This window comes from Novosphingobium sp. (assembly GCF_030699305.1).
Classification (GTDB): domain Bacteria; phylum Pseudomonadota; class Alphaproteobacteria; order Sphingomonadales; family Sphingomonadaceae; genus Novosphingobium.
In genome coordinates this window covers 129,439-153,682 of the sequence record NZ_JAUYNB010000017.1, presented here as the reverse complement: position 1 = coordinate 153,682, position 24,244 = coordinate 129,439, and the positions used below count along the sequence as shown (strand labels likewise).

Here is a 24,244-nt window from a genome sequence, read left to right as displayed (position 1 = left end):
GGTGGGGCCTGACTGTGCGAGTGTGAGAACCCCCATCCCAACCCTTCCCCATCGGGGAAGGGCTTTCGGGTTTGGAGCTTACGCGCCGACCAGCCCCTGGATTGCGCTTTCGAACAGCGCGCGGCCATCGGTGCCGCCCTGTTCGGGCTCGATCATGCGTTCGGGGTGGGGCATCATGCCCAGCACGTTGCCGGCCGCGTTCAGCACGCCCGCGATGGCGCGGGCCGAGCCGTTGACCAGTTCGGCGTAGCGAAACGCCACCCGGCCTTCACCTTCCAGCCGGTCGAGCGTGGCATCGTCGGCAAAGTAATTGCCATCGTGGTGCGCCACCGGGATCAGGATTTCCTGACCGGCGGTGTAGCCGCTGGTGAACAGGCTCTGGTTGTTTTCAACCGTCAGCTTCACGTCGCGGCAGACGAAGCGGATGCCCGCGTTGCGCATCAGCGCGCCCGGCAGCAGTCCGCTTTCGGTCAGGACCTGAAAGCCGTTGCACACGCCCAGCACCGGCACGCCGCGACCCGCCGCTTCGATCACGGCCTTCATGATGTGGCTGCGCGCGGCCATCGCGCCAGAGCGCAGGTAATCGCCGTAGGAGAACCCGCCGGGCAGGGCGATGAAATCCAGCCCATCCGGCAGGGCATCGTCGCCATGCCAGACGCGGTGCGGCGCGGTGCCCGAAACCTTCTCCAGCGCATCGGCCATGTCCCGGTCGCAGTTGGAGCCGGGGAAGGTGATCACGGCGGAGCGGAAGGTCATGCCGCCACCCGTTCGATGCGGTAGTTTTCGATCACCATGTTGGCGAGCAACTGCTGGGCCATTGCCTCCAGCGCGTCGTCGGTGACGGTGTCGTCCACGTCGAGTTCGATCAGGCGTCCGGCGCGGACATCCTGCACGCCTGAAAAGCCCAGACCTTCGATCGCATGGTGGATCGCGCGGCCCTGCGGGTCGAGCACCCCGTTCTTGAGGCTGACATAGACGCGGACCTTCATGGGCGGGGCCTTTCCAAACGGGGCAGGGAAACGTGACCGCGCCTATGCCGCCAGAACGGCGGCGGGGCAAGGGTGGCGCGCGCGTTTTAACCCGCTGGCAGCGAATCCAGCACGTAGCCGAGCGATCGGACAGTGCGCAGCGGATCAGGCACGCCGTGCGCGGTCAGCGACCGGCGCAGCCGCCCGATCCAGACATCGACCGTGCGTTCGTCAATCGCTTCGCTGTCCTTGCCGATCCGTTCGATCAGCGCGGTGCGGCTGAAGACCTGATCGGGATGTTCGCAGAAATGGGCCAGCAGGCGAAACTCGTTGGGCCGCAGGATCAGCGGCGCGCCGCGAAACCGGACCTGATGGGCGGCCAGATCCAGCGTCAGGTCGCCGTGTACCAGCCGGGTCCGCGCGGCGGCGGCCTGGTCTTTGGTTTCATACAGTTCCAGCCGCTGGGTCAGCTTGGCCGGGCTGAGCGGGCCGATCAGGTAATCATCCGCCCCGGCGCGCAAGGCGCGGCGCTGGTCATCGGGATCGCCAGCTTCCAGCACCATCGTGATGTGCCCGTGGCGCGTGGTTTTCGATTCGCGCAGGCGGCGGACCATTTCCAGCCCGGACAGTTCCGGCAGCAGCCAGTCGACAAAGCACCAGATCGGCCCGTCGAACGGGGTATCGGGAATATCCGGCCCCAGCGGCAACGCGCGCACCCCCGGCTTCACCAGCGATAGGGTGCCATACAGTGTAGGGTCCTGGGCGGTCAGCAGAACAGTCATCGGTCCGGTCTTGGCTACATCGGGTCAGTTGATCCTGAACCTGCACCATGGCCGGATGATATGACGCTTTCGTGACGGTAATCCGTCAGTTCAGGCTACTGCGGCGGATCGACCCCTTCGGGCAGCACCGTGACTTCGACCGCTCCGGCATCGGTCAGGTATTGCCGGACCAGTTCCTGCAACCGCGCGGGCGTGATCGCCGCAGTCCGCTCTTTCGCGCGGGTATAGCGCTCGATCCGGTCGGCTTCGGTCTGGGCGCGGTCGACATAAGTCAGCCAGCCGCCATTGGTCTTGAGCGCGTTGTCGAACCCTTCGAGCATCGGCGCGCGGGCGCGCAGCAGCATGTCGGCGCTGATCGGCGCGCCGCGCAGCGTGGCCAGCGTCTCAAGGATCGCGGCGCGGGTCGCGGCGATCTGGCCGACATCGACCGAGGCGTTGATCGAGAACGTCCCATAGCCCCGCCAGGTGCGCGAGGCATTGCTGTTCACGCCGGGGGAATAGGCCTTGCCCAGCTTTTCGCGCAAGGTGTCGGTGATCGCCAGTTGCACCACCCGGTCCAGCACCTGCAATTCCAGCGCGGCGACCGGGTCTTCCCCGTCGCGCGTCGGCCAGGTCAGGGTCAGCAGCGCCTGATCCTTCGCGCCGGTGTGGCGCAGCGTCCGGGGGCTGCGGTCGGCGGTGAAGGGGCGGGTCCGGCGGTCGGCATAAGCGCGGAACTCCGCCTCACGCGGGGGTAGCGCGCCGAGTGTCTTGCCGACCAGCGCGATCGCCTGATCCTCGTCGAAATCGCCGACCAGCCCGATTTCGACCGCGCCGTTGGCGAGCCGTTCGGAGACATCGGTTTTCAGCTTGTCAAACGTCAGCGCGCGCCATTCCTCGACCTTGCCCAGGCTGAAGCGCGGGTCATTGTCAGACAGGATCGCGCCCAGATCGGCATTCAGCGCGCTGCCCGGCGTGGCGCGCAGCGATGCGAACATGTTGTTGATCGTCTGGCGGAACAGCACCTCGCCCTCGCGGCGATAGCCCGGTTCGGTCAGCTGGGCGGTGAACATCTGCAATTGCAGTTCCAGATCGGACGGCGTCGTTCCGGCCAGCGCCACAAAGGTTTCGTCGGTGGCGCTGAGGCCGGCCGAAACCGTCCGGCCAGCCAGCAGCGAATCCAGTTCATCGCGGCTGTGCTGGCCAAGGCCGCCTTGCGCGAACACGGACATCATGTTGGTGGCATGCGGATTTTCCCGCGTCCTGAGCAATTGCCCGCCATCGACCGACAGCTGCACCAGCACGCGTTCCTTCTCGATTGCGGTGCGCTTCAGGTTCAGCCGCACGCCGTTGGCAAAGCGCAGCTGGCGGATGCCCAGCAGCGGCTCGGGCGTATCGCTGACCACCGTCCCGGCGGGGCCGAAATCGGTATAGGCAAAAGTGCTGGTGGTTTTCGCTGCCAGCGGCTTGATCGGCGCGCGCATCGCCGCATCCCACGCGGCGCGGATTGCGCCGGCCCCGCCTTCGGGATCGCGCCGCCCGTGAAAGCGCAGCAGCGGTGCTTCCAGTGGGACCAGTTCGCGCTGGAGCGCCGCCATCACCGTTTCAGGCGTAATCAGCGGGATGAACGCTTCCAGCCGGTCGAGCGCGCGGGACGGCAGATCGGGCACTTGATCGTCGTTGATCAGCGCCAGCGCCGCGCCCAGCAGCTGCGAATGGCTGCGCGTGCTTTCCGATGCCGCCGCGTTGAGGTTGGCTTTGCGGATATTGGCGACCTGTTCGGCCACTTCCGGCGCGCTGAAGCCATAGCGCAGCGCGCGGCGATATTCCTTCACCGCCTCGGTCAGGCCGCGCTGCCATTTGCCGTCCACGGTATCGACCGCGATGCTGGTGGTGCGGCCCACGCGGAAGACATCGCCGGAGCCAAGCCCTGCGCTGCGGAACGGCGCATTCCCTTCGCGCGTGCGGCTGAGCAGGCGGCGGTTGAGAATGGCATAGCCGATCTGGCGCAGCAGGTTTTCGCGCCGCTGGGCAATGCTGTCACGCTCATCCAGCCAGGGGCCGATCCGGGTGGCGATGATCCGTTCGGACAGCGCCGGATCGACGAACACATCGACCTTGTCCGCCGCCTTGGGATCAAGCGGGCCGGGGCTGGGCTGCGGCTGCGCCGGGGCGGGGCGCCAGTCGCCGAACCGGCGCTGGATCGCGGCCTCGACTTCGGCCGCGTCGAAATCGCCGACGATCAGCAGCGTGGTGTGGCGCGGCACATATTCGCGCTGCCAGAACGCGCGCAGGCTCTCCGCCGTGGCCGCGTTCAGCGTTTCGGCGGTGCCGATGGCAAGACGCTGGGTAAACCGCGCGTCGGGGGCCAGGAATTCCTGGCTGTCCTGATAATTGCGCAGGGCAAAGGTATTGCGATCGCGCATTTCGGCCAGCACCACGCCGCGCTCGCGCTCCACCGCGTCGGGCGAAATCACCAGTTCGCTGGCGGTTTCGCGCATGATCATCAGCGCGGTATCGAGCAGCGCGGGATCACCGCGCGGCAGATCGAGCATATAGGTCGTGCGATCATAACTGGTGCTGGCGTTGGTGTGCGCGCCAAACGCCAGCCCCTGCCGTTCCAGCAGCTTCACCATTTCGCCTTCGGGCAGGTTGGTGCTGCCGTTGAAGGCCATATGCTCGACATAGTGGGCAAAGCCGCGCTCGCTCTCTTCCTCGTCGAGCGATCCGGCGGCGACCTGCATCCGCACCATCCCGGTCCCCTTGGGCGTGGCGTTGCTGCGGATGACATAGCGCATGCCATTTTCCAGCTGGCCGAACCGGTAGCCCGGATCGACCGGCACGTCGCTCGCCTCGAACGCCCAGGTCGGGCGGGGCGGCAGTGCGGTTGCGCCAGAGGCAGAAGCCAGTCCTTCGCTGCGCGGGGCGCAGGCGGACAGGGCAAACGTGGAAATCGACAGGGCGAGCAGGAACTTGCGCGATAGCATCCCGGCGTCGTGCCGCAATGTGCCCGCCGGGGCAAGGGGCCTCCTCCCCCGCGAGGGGGGAGGAGGCCGAAGCTTACTTGCCGCGCAGCTTGCGGTGGGCCGACAGGTCGAGCACTTCGCTCGGCCCGTTGTCGGTGTCCAGCAGGCCAAGGCGGCGGGCGACTTCCTGATAGGCTTCTTCTTCGCCGCCGAGATCGCGCCGGAAGCGGTCCTTGTCGAGCTTTTCGCCGGTCACCATGTCCCACAGGCGGCAGCCATCGGGGCTGATTTCATCGGCCAGGATCACGCGGCTGAAATCGCCGTCCCAGATCCGCCCGAACTCCAGCTTGAAATCCACCAGCCGGATGTTGATTGCGGCAAACATCCCGGACATGAAATCGTTGATCCGGATCGCCATCGAGGAAATGTCCTGCATTTCCTCGTTGTTGGCCCAGCCGAAGCAGGCAATGTGCTCTTCCGCGATCAGCGGATCGCCCAGCGCATCGTCCTTGTAATAGTATTCGATCAGGGTGTGCGGCAGCGGTTCGCCTTCGGGAATGCCCAGACGCGTGCTGATCGAACCGGCGGCGACGTTGCGCACGACCACTTCGATCGGCACGATTTCGACCTGCCGGACCAGCTGTTCACGCATGTTCAGCCGCTTGATGAAGTGGGTCGGGATGCCGATGTGGTTCAGGCGGGTGAACACATACTCGCTGATGCGGTTGTTGATCACGCCCTTACCGTTGATCGTGCCCTTTTTCTGGGCGTTGAACGCGGTCGCATCGTCCTTGAAATACTGGATCAGCGTGCCCGGTTCGGGGCCTTCATACAGGATCTTGGCCTTGCCTTCGTAGATCTGCCGGCGACGAGACATCATCACGTTCCTCGAAAAACCAAGCCCCGGCAAATGCGAGTCTGGATGACTCGCGCAGCCGGGGCGAACGGCCAAGCCTCTACGCGATTTGGCGCAGGCGTGCAACGTGGCGGTGGGTTTGGGGAAAACCGCTCAACCGGGATCGCTGAAAATCCGCCAGTCCAGCTCTGCCGACGTGGCAATCAGGCCGAATCCTCCGTGCCGCCGGAAAGCTGGCTTGACTATGCCCGCCGCAACTTCGACCAGCTTGACCGTGACGATGAACAGGAGAATCCCAGGATGATGTTGTTGGGGCTGCATTTGCGGTTGATTGGCCGGCCGGGCCGGAACTGGCCGCTGGAGAAGTTTTTCCGCCACGCCGCCGCGCGCGGGGAAATTGCCGCGCACTTTGCCTGCGTGGCACCGGCATGACGCTGCGGCTGGAAACCGACGGTGCGACCGCGCACCTGCTGATTGACCGCGCGGACAAGCGCAACGCGTTCAATCAGGCGATGTGGCTGATGCTGCCGGGGCTGGTGGCGCAGGCGGTGGCCGATCCGGCGGTGCGGGTGATCGTGCTGCGCGCTGCCGGTGACGGGGCGTTCTGCGCCGGGGCCGACATTGGCGAGATGATGGCCAACCGCGACAATGCGGAGTGGCTGGCGGCCAATCAGGCGGCGATCAACGCCGCGCAATATGAACTGACCCGCGCGGCCAAGCCGACCATAGCGTTCATCGATGGCGATTGCATCGGCGGTGGCTGCGGGCTGGCGCTGGCCTGCGATATCCGGGTGGCGACCCCGCGCGCACGGCTGGGGATTACCCCGGCGAAACTGGGGCTGGTCTATCCGCTGCACGATACCAAGCTGCTGATCGACCTTGTTGGCCCCGGACAGGCGCGGCGAATCCTTTACACTGGCGCGCTGCTGGATGCCGCCGAAGCGCTGCGGATCGGGCTGGTCGAACAGCTGGGCGCTGATGCCGAAGACCTGATCGCGACCATTGCCGGAAATTCGAGCTTCTGCGCCAGCGGAACCAAGCAGTTCGTCCGCCGCGTGCTGGACGGCCAGACCGATGACGATGCAGACACGCTGGCAACTTTCGCGGCGGCATTCAGCGGGGCGGATTTTCACGAAGGGGCTTCCGCCTTCCTCGCCAAGCGCAAGCCGCAGTTCTGATCCGCTGCGGACGAGCAGGGGGGCGGGTTATCCCCCCCCAGCCAGTCCGCGCCAGTGCTCTACCAGTGCAGCGGCGTTGGCTTCCCAGCTGAACGGAGCAGCGCCGCGCAGCACATCGGCGCGGGCCGGGGGCGCGGCGAGCAATTCGCGCACAGCCGCTGCAATCGCAGTGCCATCGCGCGGGGTCATGCGGCCCCACGCCGGATCGGTCAGCAGCTCCTGCGCGCCGGGGATCGGGGTGGTGACGACCGGGGTGCCGCAGGCCAGCGCCTCGACCCAGGCATTGGCCAGCCCTTCGCTGGCGGTCGGCAGCACGAACACATCGGCGGCGGACAGCACCCACGGCAGATCGCCATGCGGGACCGCGCCGAGGAAATGGACCCGATCCGTCAGCCCCAGTGTGGCGGCGCGGGCGCGCAAGGGCGCTTCGTCCGCGCCCGATCCGGCGAGCAACAGGTGCGCGTCCGGCAACTGTGCCAGTGCATCGATGGCGAACGCCTGCCCCTTGCGCGGGATCAGCGCGCCGACCGTGGCGAGCACCGGCACAGCTTGCGGCAAGCCCAGCCGCGCCCGCGCTTCGGCCTTGTCGAGCGGGCGGAACACTTGGCGGTCCAGCCCGGTGCGGTGGATCGTGATCTTGTCACGCGGGATGCCCAGTGCGGCCATGTCGTCCGCGATCCCGCCCGCGACGGCGAGCAGTCCGGTCGCGGCTTGCCCCGCCTCGCGCACTTGCCGTGCGGTGCCGGGGGCGCGGCCCCAGTGGTGAATGTCCGCGCCGCGCGCCTTGATCGAGGTCGGGAGGTTCAGCGCCTGCCCGATCCGCACCGCTGCCGGGCCATCGGGATAGAAGAACTGCGCATCGACCAGATCGAACGCTGCATCGCCGTGCAGTGCGCGCGCCAATGGCAGCACCGCACGGGCAATCGCGCCCGCGTTGAAGCGCCCGCCGATCCCCGGCAGCAGGGTAAAGCGCGGGCGCAGCACTGGCACGCCGCCGCGCTGCTCGACCGCCGCTACGCCGCGCAAGGCCCGGTAACGCGGGTGGAGCGAGAGCGGGAAGGGCGGCAGCCCGATGGGGTTGATCAGCGTCAGTTCCACATCGCCGCGCGCCGCCACGGCCTGCATCTGGCGTTCCACGAACACCCCGAAATTGGGGGTCTGGTCATTAGGGTAAAGCGTGCTGAGCGACAGCACCCGCAAGGGGCGGCTCACAGCTTGCGCACCAGCATTTCGGCGCCCGCCAGCCAGGCCGGATGGTCGATCACCACTTGCCGGGTGCCTTGCCCCGGCGGCAGCAGCGCGATGCGCGTGCCATCCCGGTCAATCATCCGCCCGAACGCGAACCGCCCGCCCGCGCGCGGGGCCAGCACATCGCGGTTGAGCAGCTTGCCGAAGCCATCTGGCCCGACCTGCCGCAGCCAGACCTGATCCCCGGCGCGGTATTCCCCGGCGCTCGCTTCCACCGCCAGCACCACCAGCACACCTTCGCCGATCAGCGCGGTCGGCAGGATCGCGTCGCGCGGTTCGGTCAGCGGTTCGGTCCCGGCCTCGGTCATCCGGGCGATGTAATGCGGGGTATCGTCGGATTCCGTGCGCACCAGCAGTTCCGGTTCAACGTCCAGCGCGGCGGCGATCCGGTTCATCCAGGTCAGCGACAATTGCCGCATCCCGGTTTCCAGCCGCCCGATCGTCTGCGCGGTGGTGGGCGGGGTGCAGCGCGCGGCCACATCGGCGAGCGTCAGGTTCATGGCGCGGCGAATGTCACGGATGCGGTTGATCATGGCGGCGGACCTTTAACCAGAATGGTTTTAGCGCTTTCCTACAATCAGTCCGATTTGGCAAGTCCCTGGGCGAATCGAGGCTAACCAAGGGAGCCAGCATGACGCGCATTCTGAAAGAGGTTGAACTGGATGAAACCGGCCCGCTGCGCACCCCGCCGCGCGTCGGTCGCCGCCGGGTGACCGTGAACCTGGCGGAAAGCCCGCTCGGCTGGCTGCATGCGCGCGGGCACTTGTCCGATGCGCAGTTTGCCGCCGGGGAAGCCTTGCGCCGGGATTGGGAAATGGCGCAGCTGTCCGCCGGGGTCACGATGCGCTGGGACGCGGTGCGGACCAGGGGCAGCGGCGAACGCGGCCTGAACCCCGGCGAACGCCAGCTCGCCGCGCGCCAGCGCTTCGACGCAGCGATTGCGGCGGCGGGGCCGGGCCTGTCCGACGTGCTGTGGCGCGTGGTCTGCGCGGGCGAGCCGCTGCCCGACGCCGAACGCGCGCTGGCCTGGCCGGTCCGCAGCGGCAAGCTGGTGCTGAAACTGGCGCTGGACCGGGTCGCGGGGTTTTACCGGATCGGCTGAGCGCTCAGCCCTCGACCTGCTCGGCCAGATCCAGCCAGCGTTCTTCCGCCGCGTCTTTCTCAGCGCGGGCGGCGTCGATGGCCTTGGTCAGCGCGGCGAACCTGGCCGGGTCGCGGGTGTAGAGCGCGGGGTCGGCCAGTGCGGCTTCATCGCGGGCGATGACTTTCAGCAAGTCCTCGATCCGCCCCGGCAGCAGATCGTAATCGCGCTGGTCCTTGTACGACAGCTTGCCCTTGCGCGGGGGCGGCGGCGGCGCGGTGACGGGCGCAGCGGCCTTGGGCTTGCCCGAAACGGTGCGCTGTTGGCGCTGCTTTTCCCAGTCGGCATAGCCGCCGGCGACGACATCGACCTTGCCGGTCCCGTCCAGTCCCAGCGTGATCGTGACCGTGCGGTCGAGGAAGTCGCGGTCGTGGCTGACGATCAGCACGGTGCCATCGTAATCGGCGATCACTTCCTGCAACAGGTCGAGCGTTTCGAGGTCGAGGTCGTTGGTCGGTTCATCCAGCACCAGCAGGTTCGACAGCCGCGCAAATTCGCGCGCCAGCAGCAGCCGCGAACGCTCCCCGCCCGATAGCGTGCCGATCCGCGCTTCGACCAGACCGGGATCGAACAGGAAGTCCTTCAGGTAGCCCTGGATATGCTTGCGCACCCCGCGCACGTCGATCCAGTCGCCGCCTTCGGCCAGCACATCGCGGACGCGCTTTTCAGGCGACATCAGGCTGCGCTGTTGGTCGATCAGCACCCCTTGAAGGGTCTTTGCGAGCGTGATGGTGCCGCTGTCGGGCGCCAGTTCGCCGGTCAGCAGTTTCAGCAGCGTGGTCTTGCCCGCGCCGTTCGATCCGACGATCCCGATCCGGTCCCCGCGCGTGATCCGCAGCGTGAAGTCCTTGATGATCGGGCGGTCACCAAAATTCTTGCAGACCTTGTCGGCCACGATCACGGCTTTGGACTTGGCGTCGTCCACCGCCAGCCCCAGTTTCGCGGTGCCTTGGGGGGAGAGCATCGCCGCCCGCTGGGCGCGCATTTCCCACAGCTTTTCCAGCCGGCCCTGGTTGCGCTTGCGCCGCGCGGTAACGCCGCGTTCCAGCCAGTGCGCCTCGATCTTCAGCTTGGCGTCCAGCTTGTCGGCGGCGCGGGCTTCTTCGGCGTAGACGGTTTCCATCCACGTTTCATAGCCGCCGAACCCGATTTCCTTGCGCCGGATCGAGCCGCGATCCAGCCACAGCGTCGCCTTGGTCAGCCGGGTCAGGAAGGTCCGGTCATGGCTGATCACCACGAACGCGCCGTTAAACCGCGACAGCCACGATTCGAGCCAGTCAATCGCGGCGAGGTCGAGGTGGTTGGTCGGCTCGTCCAGCAGCAGCAGGTCCGGTTCGGATGCCAGCGCGCGGGCCAGCGCGGCGCGGCGGCGTTCCCCGCCGCTGGCGCTGTCGGCCGGGCGGCTCATGTCGATGCCAAGCTGCCCGGCGATCGCCTCAACCTCATGCCGGGGCGGGGCGTCTGCGCCGTGCAGCGCAAAGTCCATCAGCGTGGCATAGCCGGTGAAGAACGGGTCCTGTTCCAGCACCACGATCCGGGTGCCGGGCTGGACCGAGCGGTTGCCCTTGTCGGCATCGACTTCGCCCGACAGCAGTTTCAGCAGCGTGGTCTTGCCCGCGCCGTTGCGCCCGATCAGCGCCAGCCGGTCCCGCGGGCCGACATGAATGTCGAGATCGCGGAACAGCCAGCCATTGCCTTGTTGCAGGCTGAGGCCTTCCCAGCTGAGGATCGGTGCGGCTGCCATGGTGCGCGGCAACTAGGCGGCTGATGGCAAGTTGACAAGGCGGGAGCCGCGCGGGCAGGGATGCGCCATGCGAACAGTCTGGCTCAACGGTGAATTCCTGCCCGAAACCGAGGCAAAGGTATCAATCTTCGATCGCGGGCTGCTGTTCGCGCAAGGGGTCTATGAAGTGTCCCCGGTGCTGGACGGGCATTATTGCAACTGGCCCCATCACGCGGCCCGGCTGGAACGGTCAAAGGCGACCGCGCGGATCACCGACGACACCGACTGGCCGGTCGTGCTGTCGCAGCTGATCGCCCGCAACAACCTGACCGAGGGGCGCGTCTATCTCCAGATCACCGGCGGCGCACCGGAGGACCGCGATTTCCTCTCGCCCGTGCCGAATGTGCCGGCCACCCGGTTCGCGTTTACGCAGGACGTCGCGCTGGTCGACATTCCCAAGGCCAGAACCGGGCTGAAAGTGATCCTGCATCCCGACCGCCGCTGGACGGTCCGTTCGGCCAAGACCACGCAGCTGCTCTATGCCGTGATGGCCAAGGAGCTGGCGCGCGATGCGGGCGTGGATGACGCCTGGCTGGTCGAAAACGGCGTGATTACCGAACAGACCAGCGCCAACGCCCACATCATCGATGCGCGCGGCGTGCTGGTCTCGCACCCGGTCGACAGCGGCGTGCTGCCCGGTGTTACCCGGATCAATGCGCTGGCGATTGCGCGGGACATGGGGCTGGCCGTGGAAGAGCGCCCCTTTACTCCGGATGAGCTGTACGCCGCGCGCGAGGCGTTCGTATCGGCCGCCGGATCGCTGGTGCTGCCGGTGGTCGAAGTGGATGGACGACCGGTCGGTTCGGGCACGCCGGGGCCGCTGGCCACGGAAATCCGCGCGCGCTACATCGCCTTGCTGCGGCATGGCTGAACCATTCACACCGCGTTCAATCCTGGGGTTGTAGCGACAGATCATCATGCGAAAGCTTACCTTCCTCATCGCCCTTGCCATCGCGGTTCCCGCCATGCCTGTCCTTGCCCAGCCGGGCGGGGAACAGAAACAGGTGCGCAAGGAAGCCCGCGCCGGAAACGTGCTGCCGCTGCGCCAGCTGGAACAGAAAGTGCTCCCGGCGATGGCAGGCGCACAATACCTTGGCCCGGAATATGATCCGACCGTCATGGTCTATCGCATGAAGTTCATTCGCGACGGGCGGGTGATTTTCGTCGATATCGACGCCCGGTCCGGCGACATCCTGCGCCAGTCGCGCTAGGCGCTGCAACTGGCCGGATTGCGTGATGCCGTTTGCTTGACGCCGTGGGGGTTAGGCCCCATTTATCCGGCCTTCCACAGGGGATTTTCCAATGCGCATCCTGATCGTCGAGGACGAACCGACTCTCGGCAAACAGCTGAAGTCCACGCTTGAAGCCAACGGCTATGCGGTCGACCTGTCGGTCGACGGCGAAGACGGGCACTTCATGGGCTCGACCGAGGAATACGACGCCGTGATCCTCGATCTGGGCCTGCCGGAAATCGACGGGCTGACCGTGCTGGGGATGTGGCGCAAGGAAGGCCGCAAGTTCCCGGTGCTGGTCCTGACCGCGCGCGACAGCTGGTCCGACAAGGTCGCCGGGCTGGACGCGGGTGCAGACGATTACCTTGCCAAGCCGTTCCAGACCGAAGAACTGATCGCCCGCCTGCGCGCGCTGATCCGCCGCGCATCGGGCAACACCAGCAGCGAACTGATCGCGGGCGAAGTGCGGCTGGACACGCGTTCGGGCCGGGTCACGCTGAACGGCGAACCGGTCAAACTGACCGCGCAGGAATACAAGCTGCTTTCCTATCTGCTGCACCACAAGGGCAAGGTCGTCAGCCGGACCGAACTGATCGAGCATATCTACGATCAGGATTTCGACCGGGATTCGAACACGATCGAAGTTTTCGTGACCCGTATCCGCAAAAAGCTGGGGGCCGATGTGATCACCACGATCCGCGGGCTGGGCTACAGCCTCGACGATCCGGTCGGCCCCGGCCGGGGTTAATGGGGCCAGACCCTGGTCGGATCGGGTGACAGCCGTGCTGGATAGCCCTCAACCGGAACCTGTCGTCCGATCGCATACCGGTTCCCTGTCGCGGCGCATGATGGTGATCGCGGCGGGGTGGATCGCGATCCTGCTGCTGCTCGGCGGGCTCGCGCTCGACCGGACGCTGGCCAACCTCGTTACCCGCAATTTCGACAACCAGCTGGGCTATATGCTCACCGCGATGATCGGGTCGGCGGAAATCGGCCCGGACGGCGAAGTGTTCTTCAACCGCCCGCTGGGCGATCAGCGCTTTCTGGAACCGAGCAGCGGGCTGTACTGGCAGATCAGCGGTCAGGGGCATGAGGATTTTCCCTCACGCTCGCTGTGGGACCGCAGCCTGAAAGTCCACGCCGACCACTTCGACAACGCCCCGCACATCTATGACAGCGACCAGTTCGCCGGCGAACCGCTGCGGGTGATGGAACGTTCGATCATCCTGCCGGGCAGCGAGACCAAGTGGTGGTTCACCGTCGCGGAAAGCCGGGCGGAACTGGACGGCCAGATCCGCCGCATCCGCTCGATCCTGGCTTGGAGCTTCCTCGTGCTGGGGCTGGGGCTGTTCCTGATGGCGGCTTTGCAGACCTGGTATGGCCTTGGCCCGCTGCGCGGCGTGCGGCGCGCGATCCAGCGCATGCGCTCCACCGGCGCGAACCGCGTGACCGATCCGCTGCCGCTGGAAGTGCAGCCGCTGGTGCTGGAACTGAACGCGCTGCTGGCCCATTCGGAAAAGCAGGCGGAAGAGGCACGGACCCATGCCGGGAACCTGGCCCACGCGCTCAAGACCCCGCTGACCGTGGTGATGAATGCGGCCACTGCGCGCTCGCCCGACTTGCCCGATACCGTGATCCGCGAAGCGGCCGTGATGCGCCGTCAGGTCGATCACCATCTGGCCCGCGCCCGCGCGGTGGGCCGCCGCGCCGTGGGCCAGGCCCGCGCCAGCGTGACGGAAAGTGCCGAGGCGGTATTGCGCGCCGTGACACGACTATATGAACGCACCCGGTTCGATCTGGACGGCAACCGCAACGCGCAAGTCGCGATCGAGCGGCAGGATCTGGATGAGATCCTGGGCAACCTGATCGAGAACGCGGCCAAATATGGCGGGGGCAGCGTGTTCGTCACGCTCGACGCCGTGCCGGGCAGCGAGCAGTGCGAAATCTGGGTCGAGGACGACGGCATGGGCATCCCCGAGGCGGAGCGCGAACGCATCTTCGATCGCGGCGCGCGGCTCGATACCGGCAAGCCCGGCACCGGACTGGGGCTTGCGATCGTCCGCGATGTGGCAGAGATTTACGGCGGATCGGTCGCGCTGGAAGAGAGCGAGGATCTGGGCGGGCTGCTGGTCAAACTGCGCCTGCCACGCGTGCGGGGGGCAGGGTGATGAACGGGTTCAGCCGGGCGCTTCTGGCGCTTGCCGCCGCGGCGGTGCTGGGTGGGTGCAACATGGTCGTGTCCGAGCGGCCATGGTTCGCAGCGCCGTCTGGCCCGCAGCTCAAAAAGGGGATCTGGGCGATGCTCGACACGGCCGATTGTTCGCTCGATCCCGCAGCCGCGCTACCCGACTGGCCGGATTGCGCGCGGCCCGTACTGGTGCGCGGTGGGGAATACCTTGGCCCTGCCGCCAGCGACGATGATCGCCCCCCGGCCGAGCGGCTGGACCCGGCGCGGTGGGACAAGATCGTCCACGTTCTGGCCGACGGCACCCCGCAGATTGACCAGATCATCTCAAATCGTCCGGTCGGCGGCGGCCCGCCGGTGGACGGCGTGGACACGGACAAGCCGTTCTATATCTACACCGCCGTGCAGCCGACCGCGACCGACAGCGCAGGCCGGATCACCGCGCTGCGCCGCTGGCCGGTGCTGTGCGGCCCGAAACCACCGCGCAAACAGGGTCTGTCCGGGCGCACCCGGTTCGTGACCGACAAGCCGTTCAAAGGACTGGTGGTCAAAGGCGATTCCTGCGGCGCGAAAGACATTCCCGCCCTGCGCCGCGCCGCCGCCGGGAGCGAGGCCATCGCAGCGGGTGACGGCTTTTCGATCATCATCAGCCGCTGGGTGCGTGATTACGCGCCCTGAGCGCTATTTCGCCGCCGCCTGTTCGTGGTGGCGGATGACTTCCTGGATGATGAAGCGCAGGAACTTTTCGGAAAACTCCGGGTCGAGCTGTGCGTCCTCGGCCAGCTTGCGCAGGCGGGCAATCTGGCGATCCTCGCGCCCCGGATCGGACGCGGGCAGCTGGTTCTCGGCCTTGTAGGCACCAACCGCCTTGGTGATGCGGAATCGCTCGGCCAGGATGTGGATCAGTGCGGCATCGATGTTGTCGATGCTGGACCGGAAACTGGCGAGCACGGGATCTGACGGGGCTTCGGACATAGCTGCGCCGTTAGCATGACATTTTACACAGTTCCATGGCCGTGAATGCACTTGCGTTCAGGACGATCGGGGGGCAATGGCCCTCCCTGATGAGCGCCAACGTGATCCCCCTGCGCCCCCGCGCGGATGAGCCTTCCCTCCAGCCGATGCTTGCGCTGACTGCCGATGGCATGAACAGCGTCAACGCAGTGATTCTGGACCGGATGCAAAGCCGCATTCCGCTGATCCCGGCGCTGGCCGGGCACCTGATCGCAGGCGGCGGCAAGCGGATGCGCCCGATGCTGACGCTCGCCGGGGCGGCGCTGTGCGGCTATCAGGGTTCGCGCCACTACAAGCTGGCCGCTGCAGTTGAATTTATCCACACCGCCACCCTGCTGCACGATGACGTCGTCGATGGCAGCGAACTGCGCCGGGGCAAGGCGACCGCCAACATGGTATTCGGCAACCCGGCGACCGTGCTGGTTGGCGATTTCCTGTTCACCCGCAGCTTTGAACTGATGGTCGAGGATGGCAGCCTGAAAGTGCTGAAAATCCTCTCCAATGCCAGCTCGGTCATTTCCGAAGGCGAAGTCGATCAGCTGACCGCGCAGCGCCAGATCGAAACGAGCGAGGAACGCTACCTCGGCATCATCGGCGCGAAAACTGCCGCGCTGTTCGCCGCCGCCACCCGGATCGCCGCCGTCGTTGCCGAAAAGGGCGAGACGGAAGAACGTGCGCTCGAAGATTACGGTCGCAATCTGGGCATTGCCTTTCAGCTGGTCGATGACGCGATGGATTACGATTCCGAAAGCGGCGAGATGGGCAAGGGCAAGGGTGACGATTTCCGTGAGGGCAAGATGACCTTGCCGGTGATCCTCGCCTATGCCCGGGGATCCGAGGAAGAGCGCGAATTCTGGCGCGCGGCCATCGGCGGCCACCGCACTGCGGATGCCGATCTGGCCCACGCGGTAGAACTGATCGGCCGTCACGACACCGTCAGCGCCACCCGCGAACGCGCCCGCCACTTTGCCCAGCGCGCGATCGATGCGATTGCAGGGTTCCCGGCCGGGGCCGCGCGCTCGGCGATGGCCGAAGCGGCCGAGTTTGCGGTGCATCGCCGGTTCTGATTGGCGGCGTGCCGCCCCGTCTGCCCAAGGCCCATTGACCCCGCCCCGCCAACCCGGCACCGTTGCGCGCAAGCACAGCATCGGGAGTTACCAACATCATGCAGCACCGCCGCCTCGGCAGATCCGCCCTCGTCGTGTCCGATATCTGCATGGGGACGATGACCTTTGGCAGCCAGGTGGACGAGGCAACTGCGCTGCGGATCCTCGACCAGTGCTTTGAACAGGGCATCAACTTCTACGACACGGCTGAGGGCTATCCCGTGCCGCCGGACCCGAAGTGGGTCGGGCGGACCGAGGAGATCGTGGGGAAGTGGCTGAAGACCAAGCCGCGCGATGCGATTATTCTGGCCACCAAGGTGTCCGGCCCCAGCCACGTCTGGTTCCGCAGCCCCAAGCGCGAAGGGATGACCGCGCTCGACCGGCGCAACATCATCGTCGCGCTGGAAGACAGCCTGACCAAGCTGGGGACGGACTATATCGACCTGTACCAGACCCATTGGCCCGATCACGACACGCCCTATGACGAAACGATGGAAGTGCTGGATGAACTGGTGCGCGCGGGCAAAGTGCGGATCACCGGCTGTTCCAACGAAACCAGCTGGGGCCTGATGAAATCCATCGCCGCGTCGGAACGGCTGGGGACGGCGCGCTATCAGACGATCCAGAACAATTTCAGCCTGAACAACCGCCGGTTCGAGGATGAACTGGCGCAGGTCTGCCGCCAGGAAGGGGTCAGCCTGATCCCCTATTCCCCGATTGGCGGGGGTGTGCTGACCGGCAAGTATTCGGGCGGTGCGAAGCCCGAAGGCGCGCGCTTTTCACGCTATCTGGCGATGGAAGGGCGGCAGGCGGCAATGGGGCGGCGGTTCGTCAACGACAAGTCGATTGCCTCGACCGAGCGGTTTGCGGCGATTGCGGCCGAAGCGGGGATGAGCGCGGCGACCATGGCGGTGGCATGGTCGAAGCAGCATGATTTCGTCGCCTCGACCATCGTTGGGGTCAGCAAGGAAGAGCACTTGCCCGATATCTTCGCGGCGGCCGATCTGGTGCTGCCGGCGGACGTGATGAAGGCCATCAACAAGGTCAGCCGCGAGATCATGTACCCGATGGGTTAAGGCCTCTTCCTCCCCGGCACGGGGAGGGGGACCACCGCAGGTGGTGGAGGGGCAGGCACGACAAAGCCCGCCCTTGACTGTCGTTAATGCCTGCCTGTGCCCCTCCACCATGCTTCGCATGGTCCCCCTCCCCGTGCCGGGGAGGATCGGCTAAGGCCCTTCGCGTGACTGACCTTCCCATCCACGCCGTCCTGCCCGATCTGCTCGCCGCATTGCGCGCCGGGACCAGCGCGGTGCTGATCGCGCCGCCGGGGGCGGGCAAGACGACCTCGGTGGCAACGGCGCTGCTGGCGGAGCCGTGGTGCAGCGGAACGGTGATCCTGCTGTCCCCCCGCCGCGTGGCGGCGCGCGCAGCGGCGGAGCGGATGGCCGAATTGCTGGGCGAGGCGCCGGGCGAGACGGTCGGCTACCTCACCCGGCTGGACAGCAAACGCAGCGCCCGAACCCGCGTGCTGGTGATGACCGAGGCGATTTTCGTTTCCACGATCCTGAACGACCCGGAACTCACCGGCGTTTCCGCCGTGCTGTTCGATGAAGCGCACGAGCGGCATCTCGATTCCGATCTGGGGCTGGCGCTGGCGATTGAAAGCCAGCAAGTGCTGCGGCCCGATCTGCGGCTGGTGGTGATGTCCGCCACCATCGACGGTGCGCGGTTTGCCGGACTGCTCAGTGACGCGCCGGTGGTGGAGAGCGAAGGCAAGGCCCATCCGCTGACCGTCCGCTGGCTGGGTGCGCGACCGGACCTGCGGATCGAGGACGCGGTGACCAGCGCGATCCTGACCGCATGGCGCGAGGAAACCGGCGATATTCTGGCCTTCCTGCCCGGCGTGGGCGAGATCGAGCGGGTGCGGGAACGGCTGGCGGACAGGCTGCCCGCCGCGCTGGTCCTGCCGCTGCACGGCCAGTGCGAACCGGCCGCGCAACGCACGGCGATCCGGCGCGACGCGCAGGGGCGGCGGCGGATCGTGCTGGCCACCGCGATTGCCGAAACATCGCTGACGCTCGACGGCGTATCGGTGGTGGTCGATGCAGGCCTGTCGCGCCGGGCGGAGTATGACAAGGCGGCGGGCGTGACCCGGCTGGTCACCCGCCGCGCCAGCCAGGCCGCCGCGGCGCAGCGCGCGGGCCGCGCGGCGCGGCAGGGGCCGGGGACGGCCTATCGCCTGTGGGAAGAAGCCGCGCATCCGGGGCGCGCGCCGTTCGATCCGCCCGAAATGCTGACGTCCGATCTGGCGCCGCTGCTGCTCAGTCTGGCGCAATGGGGCGCGGGCGATCCCGCTGCGCTGCCGTGGATCGACCCGCCGCCAGCTGCTGCCATTGGCGCGGCCCGCGCGGTGCTGCAATCGCTGGGGGCGCTGGACGAGGCGGGGCGGATCACGCCGCACGGGCGCAGCATGGCGGCGCTGCCGATGGAGCCGCGCCAGGCGCATATGCTGCTCTATGCGGCGCAGCATGGCGCGGGCCGGGAAGGCGCGCGGCTGGCGCTGTTGTTGCAGGAGCGCGGGCTTGGCGGGCGCGGTGAGGATCTGGCGGCGCGGCTCGACCGCTGGAATGCGGACCGCTCGGCACGGGCCGAAGCCTCGCGCAAGCTGGCGGAGCGGTGGGAGCGGCAGGCGCGCGGGCTGGTCAGGAACGCCGCTCAGAACGGCCCGCCGCTTGGCATTCTGCTGGCGGAGGGTTTCCCCGACAACATCGCCCGCCGCCGCTCTGCCACGGGTGAGGAATGGCTGACATCAGGGGGCCGGGGCCTGCGGCTTGATCCCGTGTCCTCGCTCGCCCGCGCGGAATGGCTGGCCGTGGGCGAGGCGCAAGGCTCTGCCACCGGCGCGCGGATCACCGGGGCGATTGCGCTGGACGAGGCCGAAGTGACCCGCTGGCTCGCGCACCGGATTGAACGGCGCACCGCGCTGCGCTGGGTGGCGGATGACAAGCGGGTCGAAGCGCTGCTGGAAGCGCGGCTGGGCGCGGCCACGCTGGCGCGCGGCCCTGATCCGGCCCCGGACCCGGCGGCAATCCGCGCGTTCATGGTGGACAAGCTGCGCGCCGAGGGATTGGGACTGGTCCCATTGTCGCGTGCCAGCGAGAACCTGCTGTGCCGCGCCCGCTTTGCCGGGGTGGCGGCGCTGGACGAGGCGGCGTTGCTGGCTGATCTCGACGACTGGTTGGGGGCGCTGCTGACACGGCGGCTGGACCAGCTGGATTCCGGCAAAGTGCATGAGGCCCTGCGTGCGCGGCTGGATTACAGCGCGCAGCAGGCGCTGGACCGGCTTGCGCCCGCGCAGTTCACCAGCCCGGCGGGCACGTCCCACGCCATCGACTATGACGATCCCGGCGGCCCCAGCGTGGAATTGCGCGTGCAGGCGCTGTTCGGGCTGGACCGCCACCCCACGTTCGGTCAGCCGCCGCTGCCGCTGCTGCTCAAACTGACTGATCCGGGACACAAGCCGGTTCAGACCACCCGCGATCTGCCCGCGTTCTGGCGCGGATCGTGGCGCGATGTGGTCAAGGACATGAAGGGCCGCTACCCCAAGCACCGCTGGCCCGACGAGCCATGGAGCGAAGTGGCCAGCCTGAAAACCAAGAACGCGTTTCTTGCCAGACCGCAAAGCCGCTGACGCGGCTGCGGCTGGAAAAACGCTCAATCGCCGCGCGGGCTGGTGTAACCGGACTTGATTCCAGCCGCGATTCGACGCAGGGCTGCTGCCTATGTCCGCACGTATCTTTCAGCGCCCGAAAAACGCCATGCAGTCCGGAAAGGCCCTGCTTGGTCAATGGATCCTCGAATTCGCGCCCGCCGAAGCGCGGCGGCCCGACCCGCTGATGGGCTGGACCGGATCGGGCGACACGCAAGTGCAGGTCGTGCTGAAGTTCGACACCCAGGCCGAAGCGCAGGCCTATGCCGACAAGCACGGCATCGCCGCCGAAACCCACGCCACCCCGCCGCGCCGGTTGAAGCTGCAAACCTACGCGGACAACTTCCGCTGATTAAGCGCGCGCGCCGCCTTGCTGGGGCTGACGGCCGGGGCCAGCCTGCTGGCCGCGCTGCCGGTTCGAGCTGAGCAACCGGCGCTCCACAGCATTACCCCGGCGCAAGTCGAAGGGTTGTGCCCCGGCGTGACCCTGCCCGGAACAGTGCTGGGCGCGCCGCGTTCGGCGCAGGACGCCGGGTTTGTGGCATCGCTGCACAAGCTGCCCGCGCGGTTCGCCCCGTTTGCCGAGGCTGAGCTGGACCTGACCGACTGGTCCGACCGGCTCGCCGCGATCACCTGGCGCGGGGCCAGTCCGGACGGCGATGTGAACACGCGCACGATGGAGGCTTTCCGCGCAGCCATGACGGCGGCGGGCTGGGCCGAAACGGTGCAGGGCGATCTGATGACGCCGCTGGGCTTCGATGCGGTCATGTTCGAAAAGGACCTGCCGACCAATCTGGGCACGCGGCGGATGCTGGTGGAATTCGATACCCCCGGCGCGCTGATGCTACGGTGCGGGGATGCCGAGTTGCTGGAACTGGCGCTGGCGGAGCGCGACGGCAAGCTGGCCCCCGGATCGCCGCGCCCCTCGCTTCCAGCGCTGGGACCGGCCGCAGCGCTGCCGGACGCTTCGGTGTGCGCCGATCCCGCCGTGCAGGCGGTGTTTGTGGATGAAGGCCGGATCGATGAAGCCAATCCGGCGCTGCAAAGGCTGCTGGCGGCAGGCGAACAGTCTGGCGCGATGAGCCATGCGGCCAAGCGGCTGAATACCTGGCTGAAATGGAAGCTGCTCGGCTCCGGCAAGATTGACGCCGACGCGCTGTGGACCGTGCAGGAGCGGGTCGAGGCCCATGACGGCGAAGCGCTGACTCAGGATATGACCGGGTTTCTGGCGGCAGCGGGAGCGATGATGCAGGCCCGCAAGGCTGGTGACCGCGCGCAGATCTGCCGCGCGTTTCTGGACGTGATGCACTTTCAACACGCGCGCGAGCAGCGCGAAGCGGCGAAGTGGACCAGAGTGAACGCCGCGCTGGAGGCTGAGGCTGCTCGGCTGGGTATTGCGCTGGACTGAGCATGGCTGGCGCAGTTCTGCTCTGACGGCAGAAAATGAAACGGACGCGCCGGATGCTTGGGTCGCGCTGTAAAGCAACCGGCACGCCCGTTCCGACCCTTTACCCAGGGGAGGGAGAGGGTCTGTTGTCACCACGAAAGCGACGACATGCGATCCAAATATCGCGAATCGCGCCCATGGGCTTGCGCAAACGCGACAGCGCCGCCATATGCGCCGCGGGAGTCCGGGCGGGCGTTTGCGTTCGCCAACTTGGTCAGGTCCGGAAGGAAGCAGCCACAACGGATTGCGGCGGGTCGCCCGGCTCCTTTTTTCCTGACAATTTTTGCGCCAGCGCCTACCTAGGCAGCAATGGACGATTCACCCGACATTTTTGGCGACGAGCCGGATCACGACGACGCTGCGCCCAGCGCGGCAGAGCTTGAGGCAGCTGGCCAGTCGGCCATGTTCGGTGAGCCGGGACCGGTGGCAGTGCCCCCGCCCGCCGCAGTGACCACCCCGGCTGCGGCGCAGCCCTATCGCGTGCTGGCGCGCAAGTACCGGTCGCAGACGTTTGCCGAACTGATCGGGCAGGACGCGATGGTCCAGACGCTGGCCAACGCGATCCGGCGTGACCGGCTGGCCCATGCCTTCCTGATGACCGGCATTCGCGGGGTCGGCAAAACCTCGACCGCGCGGCTGATCGCCAAGGCGCTGAACTGTGTCGGGCCGGACGGGCAGGGCGGGCCGACGATCGACCCGTGCGGGCAGTGCGAGCCGTGCGTCGCGATTGCCGAGGGGCGGCACATCGACGTGATCGAAATGGACGCCGCCAGCCACACCGGCGTCGACGACGTGCGCGAGATCATCGAGGCGGTGCGCTATGCCGCCGTATCCGCGCGCTACAAGATCTACATCATCGACGAAGTTCACATGCTGTCGCGCAACGCGTTCAACGCGCTGCTCAAGACGCTGGAAGAACCGCCGCCGCACGTGAAGTTCCTGTTTGCCACGACCGAAGTGGACAAGCTGCCGGTCACGGTGCTCAGCCGCTGCCAGCGGTTCGATCTGAAACGCATTCCCGCGCCGCTGCTGGCCGAGCATTTCGGCCAGATCTGTGTGAAGGAAGGCGTGACCGCCGAGCCGGAAGCGCTGAACATGATTGCCGCCGCTGCCGAAGGCTCGGTGCGCGATGGTCTTTCGATCCTGGACCAGGCGATTGCCCATGCCGACCTGGGCGGGGACGGCAACGTCAGCGCGGATCAGGTCCGCGACATGCTGGGGCTGGCCGACAAGTCCGCGCAGCGCCGGATTTTCGCGGCGCTGCTGGCGGGTGACGGGGCAGGCTTGCTGGACCTGATCGACCAGCAATACGCGCTCGGGATTGAGCCGATGGCGCTGCTGCGCGGCGCGCTGGAATTGACCCACCGGATCACTGTCGCCCAGCTCGGCAAGAGCGACGAGGCCGCGATTTCGGCGGAGGAACGCGCCGCGATCGAGCAGTGGGCGGACGCGCTTTCCGCCGGGCAGCTCCACCGGCTGTGGCAATTGCTGCTCAAGGGCCATGACGAGGTCAAGTCCGCGCCCGATCCGCTGGTCGCCGCGCGGATGGCGCTGCTGCGGGTGATGCACGCCGCCGACATGCCCGATCCCGGCACCCTGATGCGCAAGCTGGACGACATGGCCGCGCGCGGGGTGTTGGCGGTTGCAGCTCCGGCTGGCAGCGAAGCGGGTGCGGGTGCGGGCGCGACCGCCCCGCAGGCCCAGCCCGCAGCCTCCGCGCCGGACCGGATGGTGCATGACTGGGCCGTGCTGGCCGACCGGGTCGATCAATCCGGGCAGCTGCGGGTGGCGCAAGTCATGCGGGACTGGATCCGGGTGATCGCGCTGAAACCGGGCGAACTGATCTTTTCGGTCGCGCCGGGTTATCCGGCCGATCCGGTCCCCGAAATCCGCGATGCGCTGCTGCGCGCGACCGGTGAACGCTGGCAGCTGACGCGCGGCGAGGGAGAGGCGCAGCCGACCTTGCGCGAAGCGGTCGAAGCTGAAAAAGCCGCGGCGCGCGCTACGATGCTGAACCTGCCGCTGGTGCAGGCCGCGCTCGCCGCGTTCCCCGATGCGGTGCAAGTTCAGGATACCGCCGAAACCCGCGATACCCGCGGCGGCGGCAAGACATGGAGAAACAGAGCGTGAAGTCGATGGAAGAGATGATCAAGGCCGCTCAGGCTGCCGCTGAGACCATCCAGAAGCAGATGACCGAAAGCCAGACCAAGCTCGACGGGATCGAAGTGGTCGGCGCGGCTGGTGGCGGGCTGGTGAAAATCCGCTGCTCGGCCAAGGGCCGGATCATCGGGGTCGCCATCGACGACAGCCTGATGCAGCCATCCGAAAAGGGCATCCTGGAAGACCTGATCGCCGCCGCGTTCAACGACGCGCGCGCCAAGGCCGATGAAGTCGCCGGGCAGGAAATGGCCCGGATGCAATCCGGCATGGGCCTGCCGCCGGGGTTCAAGCTGCCGGGGATGTAGGTTGGCGGCCGTGTGCCCCTGACACCACCAGACAAACACGCCGTCATGCTGAAACAAGTTCAGGGTGACGGGTGGAAAATTGGAATAGTGGGGGCGGCAAGCGCCAGCAAACCAAGTGCGGCGGCTCGGCTTCATGGGGGCACCGGCCCCGCGCGCACGGGGGCACGCGCGGTCCACCTGTGCCA

General features: G+C 67.2%; 24 protein-coding genes and 1 other RNA gene. 15 read left to right on the top strand and 10 right to left on the bottom strand.

The genetic code is table 11. From position 1 onward, the window contains the following. Positions 1-78: 78 nt before the first annotated feature. The 6 genes from purQ to Q8Q53_RS08440 form a co-directional block, all read right to left on the bottom strand. The gene (gene purQ / locus Q8Q53_RS08465) at positions 79-756 is read right to left on the bottom strand and encodes a phosphoribosylformylglycinamidine synthase subunit PurQ (RefSeq protein ID WP_305701326.1); all 678 of its coding nucleotides are present in this window, start codon (positions 754-756) and stop codon (positions 79-81) included. Continuing rightward, positions 753-989, bottom strand: coding sequence for a phosphoribosylformylglycinamidine synthase subunit PurS (gene purS, locus Q8Q53_RS08460; protein WP_305701325.1), 237 nt, complete (start codon positions 987-989; stop codon positions 753-755). The genes purQ and purS overlap by 4 nt, the downstream gene beginning before the upstream one ends. 86 nt (positions 990-1,075) lie before the next feature. Next, positions 1,076-1,750, bottom strand: coding sequence for a response regulator transcription factor (locus tag Q8Q53_RS08455; RefSeq protein WP_305701324.1), 675 nt, complete (start codon positions 1,748-1,750; stop codon positions 1,076-1,078). A gap of 95 nt (positions 1,751-1,845) precedes the next feature. Further along, positions 1,846-4,716: a pitrilysin family protein gene (locus Q8Q53_RS08450; RefSeq protein ID WP_305701323.1), complete on the bottom strand. Its 2,871-nt coding sequence runs from the start codon at positions 4,714-4,716 to the stop codon at positions 1,846-1,848. Positions 4,717-4,789: 73 nt separating this feature from the next. Then, a complete protein-coding gene (purC, locus tag Q8Q53_RS08445; RefSeq protein WP_305701322.1) occupies positions 4,790-5,572 on the bottom strand; it encodes a phosphoribosylaminoimidazolesuccinocarboxamide synthase in 783 nt (260 codons plus the stop codon). Positions 5,573-5,704: 132 nt separating this feature from the next. After that, positions 5,705-5,959 carry a hypothetical protein gene (locus tag Q8Q53_RS08440; RefSeq protein ID WP_305701321.1) on the bottom strand — a complete coding sequence of 85 codons (255 nt, stop codon included), beginning with the start codon at positions 5,957-5,959 and terminating at the stop codon, positions 5,705-5,707. Positions 5,960-5,979: 20 nt separating this feature from the next. Between Q8Q53_RS08440 and Q8Q53_RS08435 the strand changes: the two genes are divergently transcribed. Then, positions 5,980-6,729, top strand: a complete 750-nt coding sequence (locus tag Q8Q53_RS08435; protein ID WP_305701320.1) for an enoyl-CoA hydratase/isomerase family protein — start codon at positions 5,980-5,982, stop codon at positions 6,727-6,729. A 27-nt stretch (positions 6,730-6,756) separates the two neighbouring features. Here Q8Q53_RS08435 and Q8Q53_RS08430 read toward each other — a convergent pair whose 3' ends face one another. Next, positions 6,757-7,941, bottom strand: coding sequence for a glycosyltransferase (locus Q8Q53_RS08430; protein WP_305701319.1), 1,185 nt, complete (start codon positions 7,939-7,941; stop codon positions 6,757-6,759). Further along, a complete protein-coding gene (locus tag Q8Q53_RS08425; RefSeq protein WP_305701318.1) occupies positions 7,938-8,510 on the bottom strand; it encodes a helix-turn-helix domain-containing protein in 573 nt (190 codons plus the stop codon). Before Q8Q53_RS08425 ends, Q8Q53_RS08430 begins: the two co-directional genes overlap by 4 nt. A 98-nt stretch (positions 8,511-8,608) precedes the next feature. Between Q8Q53_RS08425 and Q8Q53_RS08420 the strand changes: the two genes are divergently transcribed. After that, the gene (locus Q8Q53_RS08420) at positions 8,609-9,079 is read left to right on the top strand and encodes a DUF6456 domain-containing protein (protein WP_305701317.1); all 471 of its coding nucleotides are present in this window, start codon (positions 8,609-8,611) and stop codon (positions 9,077-9,079) included. 4 nt (positions 9,080-9,083) lie between these two features. Here the strand turns inward: Q8Q53_RS08420 and Q8Q53_RS08415 are convergent, their stop codons facing one another. After that, positions 9,084-10,862: an ABC-F family ATP-binding cassette domain-containing protein gene (locus tag Q8Q53_RS08415; protein ID WP_305701316.1), complete on the bottom strand. Its 1,779-nt coding sequence runs from the start codon at positions 10,860-10,862 to the stop codon at positions 9,084-9,086. Positions 10,863-10,929: 67 nt separating this feature from the next. Between Q8Q53_RS08415 and Q8Q53_RS08410 the strand changes: the two genes are divergently transcribed. The 5 genes from Q8Q53_RS08410 (at position 10,930) to Q8Q53_RS08390 (ending at position 14,996) form a co-directional block, all read left to right on the top strand. Next, positions 10,930-11,772 (top strand): aminotransferase class IV, encoded by an 843-nt coding sequence (locus Q8Q53_RS08410; RefSeq protein ID WP_305701315.1) that lies wholly within the window; start codon positions 10,930-10,932, stop codon positions 11,770-11,772. 46 nt (positions 11,773-11,818) lie between these two features. Then, positions 11,819-12,112 (top strand): PepSY domain-containing protein, encoded by a 294-nt coding sequence (locus Q8Q53_RS08405; RefSeq protein WP_305701314.1) that lies wholly within the window; start codon positions 11,819-11,821, stop codon positions 12,110-12,112. A gap of 91 nt (positions 12,113-12,203) precedes the next feature. Next, a complete protein-coding gene (locus Q8Q53_RS08400) occupies positions 12,204-12,881 on the top strand; it encodes a response regulator transcription factor (protein WP_305701313.1) in 678 nt (225 codons plus the stop codon). A gap of 97 nt (positions 12,882-12,978) precedes the next feature. Continuing rightward, the gene (locus tag Q8Q53_RS08395) at positions 12,979-14,301 is read left to right on the top strand and encodes an ATP-binding protein (RefSeq protein ID WP_305701312.1); all 1,323 of its coding nucleotides are present in this window, start codon (positions 12,979-12,981) and stop codon (positions 14,299-14,301) included. After that, positions 14,301-14,996 (top strand): hypothetical protein, encoded by a 696-nt coding sequence (locus Q8Q53_RS08390; RefSeq protein WP_305701311.1) that lies wholly within the window; start codon positions 14,301-14,303, stop codon positions 14,994-14,996. Before Q8Q53_RS08395 ends, Q8Q53_RS08390 begins: the two co-directional genes overlap by 1 nt. A 3-nt stretch (positions 14,997-14,999) precedes the next feature. Here the strand turns inward: Q8Q53_RS08390 and Q8Q53_RS08385 are convergent, their stop codons facing one another. After that, positions 15,000-15,293 carry a chorismate mutase gene (locus tag Q8Q53_RS08385; protein ID WP_305701310.1) on the bottom strand — a complete coding sequence of 98 codons (294 nt, stop codon included), beginning with the start codon at positions 15,291-15,293 and terminating at the stop codon, positions 15,000-15,002. 89 nt (positions 15,294-15,382) lie between these two features. Here Q8Q53_RS08385 and Q8Q53_RS08380 point away from each other — a divergent pair, with 89 nt between their 5' ends. The 8 genes from Q8Q53_RS08380 to Q8Q53_RS08345 all read left to right on the top strand — a co-directional run bounded on the left by Q8Q53_RS08380 (position 15,383) and on the right by Q8Q53_RS08345 (position 24,059). Then, positions 15,383-16,399: a polyprenyl synthetase family protein gene (locus tag Q8Q53_RS08380; RefSeq protein ID WP_305701309.1), complete on the top strand. Its 1,017-nt coding sequence runs from the start codon at positions 15,383-15,385 to the stop codon at positions 16,397-16,399. A gap of 98 nt (positions 16,400-16,497) precedes the next feature. Continuing rightward, positions 16,498-17,514 carry an aldo/keto reductase gene (locus Q8Q53_RS08375; protein ID WP_305701308.1) on the top strand — a complete coding sequence of 339 codons (1,017 nt, stop codon included), beginning with the start codon at positions 16,498-16,500 and terminating at the stop codon, positions 17,512-17,514. 164 nt (positions 17,515-17,678) lie between these two features. Continuing rightward, positions 17,679-20,129, top strand: coding sequence for an ATP-dependent helicase HrpB (gene hrpB / locus Q8Q53_RS08370; protein WP_305701307.1), 2,451 nt, complete (start codon positions 17,679-17,681; stop codon positions 20,127-20,129). 91 nt (positions 20,130-20,220) lie between these two features. After that, on the top strand, positions 20,221-20,499 hold the full coding sequence (locus Q8Q53_RS08365; RefSeq protein ID WP_305701306.1) for an ETC complex I subunit: 279 nt from the start codon (positions 20,221-20,223) through the stop codon (positions 20,497-20,499). Positions 20,500-20,517: 18 nt separating this feature from the next. Further along, positions 20,518-21,555 carry a hypothetical protein gene (locus tag Q8Q53_RS08360; protein ID WP_305701305.1) on the top strand — a complete coding sequence of 346 codons (1,038 nt, stop codon included), beginning with the start codon at positions 20,518-20,520 and terminating at the stop codon, positions 21,553-21,555. 214 nt (positions 21,556-21,769) lie between these two features. Further along, positions 21,770-21,867, top strand: an RNA gene (gene ffs / locus Q8Q53_RS08355) — signal recognition particle sRNA small type. Positions 21,868-21,903: 36 nt separating this feature from the next. Beyond that, positions 21,904-23,724 carry a DNA polymerase III subunit gamma/tau gene (locus tag Q8Q53_RS08350; RefSeq protein ID WP_305701304.1) on the top strand — a complete coding sequence of 607 codons (1,821 nt, stop codon included), beginning with the start codon at positions 21,904-21,906 and terminating at the stop codon, positions 23,722-23,724. Next, the gene (locus Q8Q53_RS08345; RefSeq protein ID WP_305701349.1) at positions 23,721-24,059 is read left to right on the top strand and encodes a YbaB/EbfC family nucleoid-associated protein; all 339 of its coding nucleotides are present in this window, start codon (positions 23,721-23,723) and stop codon (positions 24,057-24,059) included. The genes Q8Q53_RS08350 and Q8Q53_RS08345 overlap by 4 nt, the downstream gene beginning before the upstream one ends. Positions 24,060-24,244: the final 185 nt, after the last annotated feature.